The following is a 13,049-nucleotide window of genomic DNA, read 5'->3' as shown; positions in this document are numbered from 1 at the left end:
TATACAGATTAGATTTAACCCGTGTGGTCTAGACGTGTGCCTAAGGTTTCCAGATGCATTGGAAAAGTGTTGCTTTTACGATCTTCAAAATAATGTCTGAGGGTGTGTTCTACACTCGGGAAGGCAAGTTCAGTCCAGGGAATATCTGCTTCATCAAATAAACGTGCTTCGATGGTCTCTTCACCCGCACCAAATTTTCCATCAATCAGATTGGCTTTAAATAGCACATAAATCTGACCAATACGTGGAATGTTATACATACAGTACAACTGTTCAATGTCTACTTCAGCTTCGGCTTCTTCGCGGGTTTCCCGGGCAGCCCCTTGCTCCATGGTTTCAAACAGTTCCATATAGCCGGCAGGTAAAGTCCATAAGCCATAGCGTGGTTCAATGGCACGACGGCACAACAGTACTTTGTTCTCGAATAAGACTAAAGCACCACAAATTACTTTCGGATTAATGTAATGAATAGAGCCGCATGAATCACATACGCTGCGAATTTGCTGATCGCCCAAAGGAATTTTAGCAGTGGTTTTATGTCCACAATTCACACAGAAGTTCATATTCATCATCAATGATAAAAGTATGCTCAGAATAACTGAAAAACCAAAATTTGGCATCATTTCTCTCCCGCCCAGACTAAAATCAGCTATGATGAAATTATGATCATTGCTAGGGCTGAAAGAATGGATGCATGTGAATTGACACACAGGTTGCAGCAACGCTTACGTTTTTCCAAGCGTATCCGATCTGCGCATGCTGCCGTGTTGATTGCAATTACAGATGAAGCTGACCCAAAAGTATTGCTGACGCGCCGTTCAGCTTATTTGAATAACCATGCCGGAGAAGTCTCATTTCCGGGTGGCAAGCGCGATCCGCAAGATACCAGTAATATTGTGGTGGCTTTAAGAGAAGCCTATGAGGAAACGGCACTCAATCCTTTTGATGTACATTTAATGGGTGATTTACCCATGCAAAAAGCTCGTAATGGCATGTTGGTCAAACCGATTGTGGGATTGATTCCTCCACAAGTGAAGCTGATTCCACAACCGACGGAAATCGACCGGATTTTCTTTGCCTCATTGCAGCATTTGCTTGAAGTGACGCCCACGCCTTATGAAGTTCGCTTTGCCCAGCAATCTTTATATTTTCCGAGTATGCGGGTAGAAAATGAAGTGGTTTGGGGCTTGACCGCGCGTATGCTGATTTCTTTATTTCAATATGGGCTGGATTATAAAAAAGACTGGCCATTCTTGCTTAATTCTCCAACGTTTAAACGCTCCAAATTTTTTTAACCATTGAACAGGATTTTATCAATGTTGTATAAATTTCAGGGATATATACCCACTGCTACACATCAGCCCTGGGATGGCTGGGTGGCACCGACGGCAACGGTGATTGGACAAGTTGAACTTGGACGACAAGTCAGTGTCTGGTTTGGGGCTGTAGTACGTGCAGATAACAGTAAAATTAAATTGGGTGACTTTAGTAATGTGCAGGAAAATGCAGTGTTGCATACGGATGCAGGCATTGAGATGCACATTGGTGATTATGTGACAATCGGCCATCAGGCCATGCTGCATGGTTGTACCATTGGCGATAACAGCCTGATCGGGATTCAAGCAATCATTCTAAACAATGCCGTGATTGGCAAGAATTGTATTATTGGTGCCAATGCCTTGATTCCGGAAGGCAAGATCATTCCAGACAATTCCGTGGTGATGGGCTCACCCGGTAAAGTGGTGAAAACGCTGGATGATGACAGTATTCAAAAATTAACAATGAGCGCCATGCATTATGCCGAGCATTTTCAGAAATTTCGGGATTTGGAAGAAGTGCAACTCTAAGGCACTCTTTTAATGAGTGAATCATAAGCCTAGATTTTCTAGGCATTTTTGTATCTGTTTCGGGAAAATCTCGCGTAGCGGATATGAGTGGAGTATCATATCCGCGTTTTTTATATTCTCTGAATTAAGGTTGTGCATGAAAGTGCTGGCATTGGAGACTGCCAATGAGCAGTGTTCCGTTTCTGTAATCGATGATACTCAAGAACTATTTTTTCAGCTTGATGCGCGCGCCAAGGCACAAACGCAAACGATTCTCCCGATGATTGAACAAGGTCTGCAAGATCTTGGGCTGGCCATTGCTGATTTGACCGCGATTGCCTTTAGTCGTGGTCCGGGTTCTTTTAGCGGTGTGCGTATTAATGCTGCCGTGACTCAGGCCTTGGCTTGGTCAAATGATGTGCCGGTAATTCCGGTGTCGACTTTGCAGGCTTTGGCACAAGCAGCCTACCGCTTGCACGGTCTGACTGAAGTGTCTGCGGTATTGGATGCGCGCATGAGCGAAGTCTATATCGCGAGCTATCAAGTGGATGCACAAGGAATTATGCAACCGGTTGATGATGAGCAACTGTTAAGTTATGCAGAAGGCAGCCAAGCTGTACGCTTTACCCCGGTCGGCTCAGGCGCTGAACTGGTACAAAGCGAAACTTCAATTTATAAAGATGTGCATGCGACCGCACAGGATATCGCCAGCATTGCACGTGCAGCGGCACAAGTAGAAAACTGGGTGAGTGCAGAATTGGCATTACCCGTATATTTACGCGATAACGCGTGGAAAAAAATTCCAGAACAAGGCAAAGCATAATTAATTAGGATAAAGCATGGATCTTTTACTGCTACTCAAAGCGGCCATCATGGGTATTATCGAAGGCATTACCGAGTTTTTGCCTATTTCCAGTACCGGCCATTTGATTTTGGCATCAGAATTAATGAATTTCTGGACCAAGGAAAAGAGTGATGTATTCGTCATCGCGATCCAGATGGGGGCAATTGCTGCCGTTATTTATGAATATTGGGCACGTCTTTGGGGTGCAGCGACCGGGATTGTCAGCGGTGAACCGCAAGGTCGCCGTTTAGGCATTGGCCTGATTCTGGCTTCTATTCCGATTATATTGATTGGTCTGACGCTGGGACAAACCGTCAAACAATTACTGTTTAATGATATTGCGATTGCCATTGGTTTAATTGTCGGTGGTCTGATCATTATCTGGATTGAAAAGAATCCACCACAAGTCCGTGTCCATGAAGTTGAAGAACTCAGCATTAGAGATGCGATCTGGATTGGCCTAATTCAGGTTCTATCCTTGATACCGGGTACTTCCCGTTCAGGCGCAACCATTATCGGTGCGATGTTCCTCGGTGTGTCCCGTAAGGCAGCGACTGAATTTTCATTTTTCTTGGGTATTCCGGTCATTATCGGCGCTGGCCTGCTGGACCTTTATCAAAGCTATGATGTCTTAAATACGACTGAAGACTGGACCGTGATCGGAGTTGGGCTTCTGGTTTCCTTTATCTCGGCATTGATATTAATCCGTGCGCTGGTCGCTTATGTGGCTAAACGCGACTTTATGATCTTTGCCTGGTATCGTATTGCTTCGGGTCTGCTGATTTTATTATTTGCCTATACAGGTTGGAAATTATGGTAAGCGCGATTCGCTTATATGCCGAATCTGACTATCAAGAGAAAGCACAGCACTTTGAGGCTGTGCTTTCTTCTCGTGGGGTACAGGTTGAGATTGAAACTGTTGAAAAACTCAATGCACGTTTTTTCCGTTTAAATCCTGAACTGGCCCTCTGTGTCGATGCTGACGGACTCTGGTTATGTGCCAACGGCATGAAGATGCAACCGGACTGGCAAGCAGAAACTGGACGTTTAAAACGTGCATCTTTAAAGTCAGAAATGATTGCACGTGCCTGTAATTTAAGTGAAAAACCAAGCTTGGTTGATGCGACTGCAGGTCTAGGACATGACAGTCTGTTGATGGCACATTTAGGCGCGCAAGTGACTCTGGTTGAACGGCATCCGGTTCTATTCACCTTGCTGGAAGGTAGCCATATACGTGCCCAGTCGGATGCATTCCTGAGTCAGGTCGTATCCCGGATTCATTTGGTCTTTTCTGATTCAGCCGATTATCTGCAGCAACAGGCCCAGCAGCATAAAGTTGTCGATGTAGTTTATCTTGATCCAATGTTTCCACAGCGGGATCAAAACCAGCAGGCAGTCAAAAAGCAGGCGCAGGTCAAAAAACAGATGCAGCTGTTGCATATGTTATTGCCTGAAGATGGTGAAATGGATCTGGGCGATAATCTTCTGGAACTGGCACAGAAAATTGGCAAACGTGTCGTGGTCAAACGTCCGCGTCTGGCGGTATTTCTGGCCGGAAAAGAGCCAAATCATCAATGGCAAGGCGATGCTTGTCGCTTTGATGCGTATTTTCAGCATGAACTTGTAGCTGAATAGGATAATGGCTTCTTTATTAAGCAAAGATTTGTTATATATTTAAAATTAGCATTGATTAAATGCTTATCAAGCATAAACTTATTCAGCACATTAGCGAGCCACTCATCTCCTTGAAATCCTATGATCGACTTTAAACCCTCCATTAATTTTTGGCACGATTTTAAGAGCAACCAAATTGCCGGGATGTGGTTATTTCTGGGGTCGAGGCGTTCTTTACAACTGGTCCGTCCATCCATCATGCAACTGGTGTTCTGGGGGATCTTAGGGGGCTGCGCCAACAGTTTGTTTAGCTGGCTCAGTTCAGGCCGTATGGGAGATTTTAACTCTCAAGGCCTGATCAGTTATGCGCTTTGGCCTTTCATTGCCCTGATTGTCGGTATTTTTCTTTCGCAACGGGTCAATAATCCACGCTTGATGCTGGTGCCAGCCTTGTTATGGTTGGTGTTAGATACCCATATCATGCTGTTCCAGTGTCTGATTCAGTATCTGGGTGATCTGGATTATCTGCCTTATATCCTTTACGACTATATTCCAACGCTCTTTGTCATGCTGTTTGTCTGGCAAAGTCTGGCAGTGGTCTGGGTGATTTCACATGAATTAAAATGGCCGTGGTGGGAACGTGCGCTGATTATGCTGGCGACTTTGTTTACGCTAGTAGTTTGGCAGATTTCAGTCAAAGATCAGCCGATCTGGAAAGTCGAAGAAATTCCACCGAGTTTTGCCGAAGATGCTTTCTATGCCCAGCCAACTTTGCTGAATAAAGCGCTGGAAAATATCGAGTATGGTGAATTTGCACAGTCACACTGGTATTTCATGGGGGTAGCCGGAGCGAGCTATCAGGATGTATTCCATTCTGAAGTTGAGCGGATTAAAGAGCAGTTTGATACCCGTTTTGGTACTTTTGGCCGATCGATTGCCTTGGTCAATCACCCAGCGACACGTACCACTATGCCCATTGCTTCCAAAACCAGTATGGAGCTGACATTGCGCCGTATGGGGCAGCAGATGAACCGTGAAAGTGACGTATTATTTTTATATATGACCTCTCACGGTTTGCCGAATGTATTTGAAATGGAAAATGCCCCACTGGATCTGGCGCAGGTTGATCCAAAATGGTTGCGTGAAACACTAGATGCATCAGGCATACGTTGGCGCGTGATCGTAATCTCGGCCTGTTTTTCAGGCAGTTTTGCTTCTGCTTTACAGAATGACAATACCTTGGTGATTACGGCTTCGGCAGCTGATCGGCAGTCTTTTGGCTGTTCGAATGAAGCGGATTATACCTATTTTGGTCGTGCGTTCTTTGATGAAGCCATGCGTGAAAATAGCAGCTTGCAAAGCGCTTTCGCACAGGCCACAGATACCGTAGCAAAATGGGAATCAGCTCAAGGTTTTGAGCCATCAGAACCGCAATGGGTCATCGGCAAGAATATGGAATTGATGTTGCCACAACTGGAGCAACGTTTATTTCCCCAGAACAGTACGGCAACAGCATCTCCCTAGATCAATGTCATCCACAGACTGGTTGCAATAATAAGGAATAGCCATGGAACTTATACAGAACAATAGAAGCTTTGAAGGTGAACAGCGGATTTATCGTTTTGATTCGCGCTATCTTAAATCCCCGACCAAGTTTGGCATTTTTCTGCCGCCTCAAGCTTTAGAGGGCCACAGCTGTCCTGCATTATTCTATCTGGCAGGTTTGACCTGTACTGAAGAAACCTTTGCCATCAAGGCACATGCACAGCGTCTAGCGGCACAGCTTGGCTTGATCCTGATTACACCAGATACTTCGCCGCGTGGCGAAGGTGTGGCAGAAGGCGACAACTGGGATATCGGTCAGGGTGCGGGTTTTTATATCAATGCTACCCAGGCACCATGGGCTGAACACTATCAGATGGAAAGCTTTATTGTCGATGAGCTTTACGCACTGGTCACTGAGGAATTCGTGATCCATCCCGGCAAGATCGGCATCTTTGGCCACTCTATGGGCGGTCATGGCGCATTGACTCTGGCATTTAAATATCCAGAAAAATTCAAATCTGTTTCAGCCTTTGCACCAATTTGTGCCCCGAGCCAGTGTCCTTGGGGCGACAAAGCATTCTCGAATTATCTGGGTACTGAGAAAGAGGAATGGCTGAAACATGATGCAACCGCTTTGGTTCAGGAAAAGGGCGCCTTATTTAGCGATATCCTGATTGATCAGGGTTTTTCGGATCAGTTCTATAGTCAGCTTAATCCAGCCTTGTTTCAGCAAGCTTGTGATGCCGTGAACCAGCCGCTAACTTTGCGTGAACATCAGGGCTATGATCATGGTTATTACTTTATTCAAAGTTTCGTAGATGACCATTTGCAATTCCATGCCGTGCAGTTAAATCCTTAAAGCAAGACTGCACACATCTAGCAGTACTAAAAAGATTAAAAAACCTCCAAAATTTTTTCACATTCTGGGGGTTTTTCTTTTAATATCAGGTGTATAAAAGTATAAAAAATTGGGGTCGTCATGCAGCAGACAGCAGACGGTATTCGTGCCAGTGAGCCATTATTTCCAGCTGCTTCAAGTTTTTCGACTGAAGCCACGCCTTCAGTCCGCCCCAAATATCAGCGTTATGGATTCAGATTTCATGGCAGTGCATCCGAATATTTTGGTATCTGGATGGTGAATCTGATGCTGACCATAGTGACATTGACCTTGTACAGCCCTTGGGCCAAGGCACGCCGTATGCGTTATTTCTACGGCAATACCCAATTTTTAAACCATCGCTTCGACTTTGTGGCCATGCCGAGCCGGATCCTGCTGGGTCGTCTGTTTGCACTGGAACTGTATCTGGTTACCGTCGTACTGACCAACTATTCAATCCTTGCCACCAGTTCTTTATTAATGGTCGCTGCGCTGTGTTTGCCTTGGCTTATTCGGATGACGCTGAAATTCAAGGCCCGAAATAGCAAATATGGCAATGTGCGTTTTTATTTTAATGGCAGCAACCGCGAGGCTTATAGGGTCTTATTTCTAGCCATCCTGCTCAATATCTTTACTTTGCTGCTGTTTAGTCCGGTGATGATCTGGCTCTATAAACGCTATTGCTTTAATCATTTATCGATTGGTCAGTTGCAATTCAAGCTGAATATTAACTGGTCCAAGTTTATGTCTGCCGTTTATCTGCCCTTGGGGCTTTGCCTGCTGGTTGGTATTGGCTGGCTTGCAGCAGTAGTGTACTGGGTGGACCGGATTGGAACCAATTTGTTTAGTCTGGGTTTACTGCTTAGCTATCTGCTTTGTCTGGCGCTGGTCTGGCCGGTCATTTCTGCACGTTTATACCTCATTACCTGAAATCATGTGGAGCTCGGTCAAAGTTACTTTAAAACACGGGTCACGACCTGGCGCTATAGCTGGATTGTGCTGAGCAACTGGATGGTACGTGTTCTTAGTCTGGGTTTAATGACGCCTTGGGCTGCCATCCGTTTATATGAATATCAGTTAAAACACTTAGAGCTATATGTGGCAGAAGATGAAGCTAATCTTGAGCATATCTTGCAACCTGACCCGAGTGCTTTGGCCGATGAAATCCTGGACGTATTTGATTTCGATGCGTCGTTATAGAAGTAAATGTGATGAAACGACCTGTCGAAGTTAAGTTTTATGATGGAATTCTCGCTGAAGCTCGTCGTGCCTGGATTGTACCGGATCAGCAACAAGGGATTGTCCTGAAACTTGATGAGGATGTTCCAGCACAAGTTAGCGCTGCAGATTTTTATTTTTCTTATCCGGACATGGCCTACATTGGTGGTGTCGGTGGTCGTAAACCGATTATTGAGCTGCCTGAAGAGCGTCGGATTGAGTTTTTAAGCAAAGCGCCACATTGGCTCGGGATTAAACATAAAGATATTTATCATGCAATCTGGAAGTTTGAACGTTCACCGATCCTGATTTTCTTTTCCATGATCATCGTGATTAGTGCAGTGATTGTGATTTTAAAATGGGGGATTCCTTATAGTGCCAAACAGCTGGAAAAATTCCTTCCGGAGCAGACTCTGGTTGAAGTAGGCAACCGGACAGAGCAGCAGTTAATTGCCCAGACCCAACCAAGTACACTACCGGAAGAACAGCAGATGCGATTAAAAACTTTGTATGAACAAAAGATTGCTGTAGGAAAACCTGCAAAAATTATTTTCCGTCAAGGTGGATCAAGCATGGGCATGAATGCCGCAGCCATCCCGAATAACACCATTATTGTGACTGATGAACTGGTGAAAATCAGCGGCACCGATGAAGAAGTCCTTGCCGTACAGGCCCATGAACAAGGCCATCTGGTACAAAAGCACAGTATGCAGAAAGTGATTTCTAATCTGGGTGTGGCGGGACTGTTTGCCTTGGTAACTGGAGATTTAAGTGATGTGGTCACAGCCTCTGTAGTCGTGTTGACTGATGCCGGATATTCGCAGGCGATTGAACTGGATGCTGATGACTATGCCATGCAGCATTTGCATCAACAGCAGATTTCCAGTATTCACTTGTCTAACTTTTTGCAGCGGGTGGAAAATGCCAGAATACTGGCAGAGGAGTCTCAAACCTTAAAAATGAAAAATTTCACCCTCAATATCGATGGAAAAGACCGACACCTGACAGAAACCGAACTGAAATGGATTCGCCTGATCGGGAAGTTTAAAAAATATCTGGAATCTCACCCCGAACTGGATAAAAGAATTGAGCGTATTCATGCCTTTAATGAACAGGCGAATCATCGTATTTAGTTTCTGATCATTGCTATGCCCTGATCACTAAGGCTTTTTAGTCCCTATCTTTGCCAGTCGGCAGTCAGATGTTCCTGTCCCATACGGATCAGATGATCCAGCACGACATTTTCGAGTTTATTCAGGTCAGTAAATTCATCTGTGCTTTGAATCGTTACGGTTAGATGATCTTGTTCAGGAGCCAATATCACTTCAGCATTTGGAAAATGAATCAGGAAATTTTGTTCGGTTTCATCAATATTAAATTTATGTTTCCAGTGATTGGCCAGGCGTTTGGCAATTCGTGAAGCTTGTTGCGTCTGGATATGGGCAATACTTTTCATCAGTCTTCTACACTATTCATCATTATCCTGCACTTTAAACCAAGCGGTGATGCCGGCATAAGCCTCAAAGCGTTACACAGCGTTTTAATCTTGCAACATCGAATCACAGTAGCCGGAGCGGATTTGATATAATGGGAAAAATCCAATTTCAACAAGCCAGGTTCTCCCATGTCCAAGCCTTATTTAATTGCCCCTTCTATTTTATCTGCTGACTTTGCCCGTTTAGGTGAAGAAGTCGAGAACGTGTTGGAAGCAGGTGCAGACGTTGTCCATTTTGATGTCATGGACAACCATTATGTGCCGAACCTGACTTTTGGTGCGGGTGTTTGCAAGGCCTTGAAAAATTATGGGATCAAGGCACCGATTGATGTGCATTTGATGGTCAAGCCGGTGGATCGCATGATCGGGGATTTCCTTGAAGCGGGTGCCGATATCATTACTTTCCATCCGGAAGCTTCTGATCATATTGACCGTTCTTTACAGTTGATTAAATCAGGTGGTGCCAAAGCGGGGCTGGTATTTAACCCAGCAACGCCACTGCATTACCTTGATTATGTGCTGGATAAAGTCGATCAAATCCTGCTTATGAGCGTGAACCCGGGCTTTGGCGGACAGAAATTTATTCCAATGACTTTAGATAAATTACGTCAGGCACGCAAACTGATTGATGCTTCAGGTCGTGATATTCGTTTGGAAGTTGATGGCGGTGTTACACCAAGCAACATTCGTGAAATTGCCGAAGCGGGTGCGGATATGTTTGTAGCTGGTTCAGCTATTTTTGGTAAGCTGGATTATAAAGCTGTGATTGATGAAATGCGTGCGGAATTAGCGAGAGTGGGACAGGTTCAATTGTAATCGTTAAAAACTCATAAGTGCATAAATATGTGGATAACTTTATGGATAAGTGTGTAGATATCTATGTTGATAACCATATGGATATGTTGCATAAAATGTAATCGTTTGTAGCCTGATTGATTGCGATTTAGACAAAATCTGTATAAAAAGAACTCAAATTGGGTTCTTTTTTATTGCTTATAACCCTTGTGTTTGGTGGTTGTTTATTCACCATAGGTTGATAATGGAACCAGGCAAAAAGTGATCAATGTGTCGTATATTTGTGTTTCATTATGTAATTTCTCCAGACAAAGTTTAAATTTAATTGATGTGTATAACTTAATATTCTGAGTCCATTCTCATGTAATTGTTGTGAATGAATTGCCCGATTATTAGAACTATTTCTGACTTGGCATTTTCAACATCTACCATAACCAGAGTAGCCATGAATGTCGTGAGGATTTGAGTAAGGCAAAGTTAAGTTGTATCTCGATAAGTCATGTTTTGTAAAAATAGCCAGATTACTGCAATGTGGTTTTATAAAATTTTTACACCTAGGAGGAACGACCTCCCTTGTGAATTGCATATCGGAATTTACAGGAAAAATCGTCAGGACGGCCTGATTCTTATATAAAAGGAGGAGGGCTGCATGGCCTGGATCGTACTTATTCTTGCGGGTATTTTTGAAATCGTTTGGGCATATTCGATGAAGCTGTCTGAAGGCTTTACCAGACTTACCCCAAGTATTATTACCATTGTCTTCATGGTACTGAGTTTTGCTTTACTGGCTTATGCGATGCGTACTTTGCCACTAGGTACAGCCTATACGATCTGGACCGGGATTGGTGCAGTGGGTTCATTTCTCATCGGTATTTGGGTTCTGGGTGAACCTGCTACAGCATTGCGTATGCTGGCTGCAGTACTCATCATTTCCGGTCTGGTGCTGATGAAAGTATCCTCTTCATAATTTGTTTCTGCCTGTCTCGGTGAACTGGGTTAATATGGAAAATGAACTCCAGTGATTGGGACAGGGCACCATCATGAACTTAAGTTATCTCTATATGGATTCTCCCGTAGGTCAGTTACGACTGGTCGCGAATGAAACCGCGCTGGTAGCCGTGCTTTGGGATTGTGAACAGCCGAATCGGGTGAAACTGGCGACCTTGGTTGAAGATCTGCAGCATCCGGTATTGATTGAAACCCGACGCCAGCTCCAGGAATATTTTGCCGGTCAGCGCAATGTTTTTGACCTGCCTTTGGACTTTGCCGGTACTGATTTTCAGAAAAAAGTCTGGCAGGCGCTACTGAATATTCCCTACGGACAGACGCGAAGCTATCGCGACATTGCTGAACAAGTGGGTAATATCAAGGCGGTACGTGCCGTGGGTGCAGCCAATGGCAAAAACCCGATTTCGATTATTGCACCCTGTCATCGGGTAATTGGTCGCAGTGGCAAGCTGGTAGGATTTTCCGGCGGTTTGGATAAAAAAGAAATCCTGTTAAATATTGAGCAGACGCATTCATAAATCTCTTTTATAAATCAAAAAATGATCGTTCTATTCATTTTAAAATGAATATTAAAAGTTCCTTCTCCCTCTGGGATAAGAAGCACTGCTTAGCAAGGAGATGAGGGGGTAAAAACCTCTCCCTCGCCCTCTCCTACAAGGAGAGGGTATTTCCTTTGTAGTGATTATAAAAAATGATTTATGAAAGAACTTTAATATCTAAAAATTTAAAACAAATGAAAAATTAGAATATGGATGTTCTGCTAGTAGAAATTAATCTATTCATACTTTGTGATTGGATTTATTTCGAAGTGGTATTCAAAACAGCCTAAGCAGTCATAAGCTTTTACGAGCCCATAAAAAAGCCTTTGAATGATTCAAAGGCTTTTTAGTTTTAAATATTTGAAGCTTTCAGTTTTTCGGTAATCTCGGCCAGAACTTTAATCCGTTTTACTTCATCCCATAATGCTTTGGCTTCAGGATAATGTTTCGACATCATGCCCAGCCATTGCTTGTAACGGCCGACCATCCCGATCTCAGTTTTGGCTGGGCCGTTGATAAAACGAATTTGCAGTTGCAGTAGTTCATTCCAGTTCATCAAAGGTGCATCCGAATTTTGACGGATACATTGAGTCAGGTCGGGTGTGGTCACCGCACCACGGCCAATCATCAGGTCTTCGCAGCCAGATTCTAGTCGACACTGTTTGGCATCGGTATTGTTCCAGATTTCACCATTGGCGATCACATTGATCTTGAGTGCTTCACGAATCGGTTGTAACTGGTCCCAGAATGCTGGCGGAGTGTAGCCATCGGCTTTGGTACGTGCATGAACGGTGACCCAGGCTGCCCCGGCATCTTCAATGGCATGCGCATTTTCCAGCATAAAATTACGGTCCATATAACCCAGACGCATTTTGGCGGAAACCGGAATATGCGCAGGCACTGCATCACGCACGGCTTTAACCAGCTCATGCACGACTTCGGGTTCATCGAGCAGGACTGAACCACCACGATGACGGTTCACGGTTTTGGCCGGACAGCCAAAATTCATGTCAATTGCCGGTGCGCCCATGGCTGCCACTTTGGCGGCATTCGCTGCTAGCATCTCCGGATTATTTCCTAAGAATTGGACATGTACCGGTGTACCTGCCGCCGTCTTGCCATCATTCAACAGTTCCGGGCAGTAAGTATGATAAATATGATCGGGCAGAAGGGAATCGGTGACACGGATAAACTCGGTCACACACCAGTCAAAGCTACCTACGGATGTCAGCACATCACGCATAATCGGATCGGTTAAGCCTTCCATGGGAGCAAGCACAAGTTTCAA

The 13,049-nt window shown here is 44.4% G+C and carries 14 protein-coding genes and 1 pseudogene; 12 read left to right on the top strand and 3 right to left on the bottom strand.

What is annotated here, in order from left to right:
- Window positions 1-14 precede the first annotated feature (14 nt).
- Window positions 15-563 (bottom strand): NUDIX hydrolase, encoded by a 549-nt coding sequence (locus Q9R24_RS09850; protein WP_311204330.1) that lies wholly within the window; start codon window positions 561-563, stop codon window positions 15-17.
- 123 nt (window positions 564-686) lie between these two features.
- On the opposite strand from Q9R24_RS09850, the gene Q9R24_RS09845 reads away from it, so the two are divergent.
- From Q9R24_RS09845 to Q9R24_RS09800, 9 genes and pseudogenes are all read left to right on the top strand, one after another.
- On the top strand, window positions 687-1,295 hold the full coding sequence (locus Q9R24_RS09845) for a CoA pyrophosphatase (RefSeq protein ID WP_005104899.1): 609 nt from the start codon (window positions 687-689) through the stop codon (window positions 1,293-1,295).
- A gap of 24 nt (window positions 1,296-1,319) precedes the next feature.
- Window positions 1,320-1,847: a gamma carbonic anhydrase family protein gene (locus Q9R24_RS09840; protein ID WP_311204329.1), complete on the top strand. Its 528-nt coding sequence runs from the start codon at window positions 1,320-1,322 to the stop codon at window positions 1,845-1,847.
- Window positions 1,848-1,983: 136 nt separating this feature from the next.
- Entirely contained in the window at window positions 1,984-2,649 is a 666-nt protein-coding gene (tsaB, locus tag Q9R24_RS09835; protein ID WP_153566727.1) for a tRNA (adenosine(37)-N6)-threonylcarbamoyltransferase complex dimerization subunit type 1 TsaB, read from the top strand.
- A 16-nt stretch (window positions 2,650-2,665) separates the two neighbouring features.
- Window positions 2,666-3,490, top strand: a complete 825-nt coding sequence (locus Q9R24_RS09830) for an undecaprenyl-diphosphate phosphatase (RefSeq protein WP_004279167.1) — start codon at window positions 2,666-2,668, stop codon at window positions 3,488-3,490.
- Window positions 3,484-4,305, top strand: coding sequence for a class I SAM-dependent methyltransferase (locus tag Q9R24_RS09825; protein WP_404976589.1), 822 nt, complete (start codon window positions 3,484-3,486; stop codon window positions 4,303-4,305). The genes Q9R24_RS09830 and Q9R24_RS09825 overlap by 7 nt, the downstream gene beginning before the upstream one ends.
- A gap of 120 nt (window positions 4,306-4,425) precedes the next feature.
- Window positions 4,426-5,808 (top strand): C13 family peptidase, encoded by a 1,383-nt coding sequence (locus tag Q9R24_RS09820; protein WP_253145127.1) that lies wholly within the window; start codon window positions 4,426-4,428, stop codon window positions 5,806-5,808.
- A 43-nt stretch (window positions 5,809-5,851) separates the two neighbouring features.
- A complete protein-coding gene (gene fghA, locus Q9R24_RS09815; protein WP_247143844.1) occupies window positions 5,852-6,688 on the top strand; it encodes an S-formylglutathione hydrolase in 837 nt (278 codons plus the stop codon).
- Between the two features lie 120 nt (window positions 6,689-6,808).
- Window positions 6,809-7,906: pseudogene (locus Q9R24_RS09810) on the top strand (YjgN family protein).
- An 11-nt stretch (window positions 7,907-7,917) separates the two neighbouring features.
- Window positions 7,918-9,057: a M48 family metallopeptidase gene (locus Q9R24_RS09800; protein WP_311204315.1), complete on the top strand. Its 1,140-nt coding sequence runs from the start codon at window positions 7,918-7,920 to the stop codon at window positions 9,055-9,057.
- A 44-nt stretch (window positions 9,058-9,101) separates the two neighbouring features.
- Here the strand turns inward: Q9R24_RS09800 and Q9R24_RS09795 are convergent, their stop codons facing one another.
- Complete coding sequence (locus Q9R24_RS09795; protein ID WP_153566722.1) at window positions 9,102-9,380, bottom strand: DUF2218 domain-containing protein; 279 nt, start codon at window positions 9,378-9,380, stop codon at window positions 9,102-9,104.
- A gap of 168 nt (window positions 9,381-9,548) precedes the next feature.
- Between Q9R24_RS09795 and rpe the strand changes: the two genes are divergently transcribed.
- From rpe to Q9R24_RS09780, 3 genes are all read left to right on the top strand, one after another.
- Window positions 9,549-10,235, top strand: coding sequence for a ribulose-phosphate 3-epimerase (rpe, locus tag Q9R24_RS09790; RefSeq protein WP_253148304.1), 687 nt, complete (start codon window positions 9,549-9,551; stop codon window positions 10,233-10,235).
- Window positions 10,236-10,863: 628 nt separating this feature from the next.
- Entirely contained in the window at window positions 10,864-11,181 is a 318-nt protein-coding gene (gene sugE / locus Q9R24_RS09785) for a quaternary ammonium compound efflux SMR transporter SugE (RefSeq protein WP_004279177.1), read from the top strand.
- A gap of 73 nt (window positions 11,182-11,254) precedes the next feature.
- Entirely contained in the window at window positions 11,255-11,740 is a 486-nt protein-coding gene (locus tag Q9R24_RS09780; protein WP_311204314.1) for a methylated-DNA--[protein]-cysteine S-methyltransferase, read from the top strand.
- A 373-nt stretch (window positions 11,741-12,113) separates the two neighbouring features.
- Here the strand turns inward: Q9R24_RS09780 and Q9R24_RS09775 are convergent, their stop codons facing one another.
- The gene (locus tag Q9R24_RS09775; protein WP_311204313.1) at window positions 12,114-13,049 is read right to left on the bottom strand and encodes a tRNA-dihydrouridine synthase; all 936 of its coding nucleotides are present in this window, start codon (window positions 13,047-13,049) and stop codon (window positions 12,114-12,116) included.

The organism is Acinetobacter sp. RRD8, assembly GCF_031844225.1.
Classification (GTDB): Bacteria; Pseudomonadota; Gammaproteobacteria; order Pseudomonadales; family Moraxellaceae; genus Acinetobacter.
The sequence above is the reverse complement of the archived record's forward strand: the minus strand, read 5'-3'. Positions and strand labels throughout refer to the sequence as shown.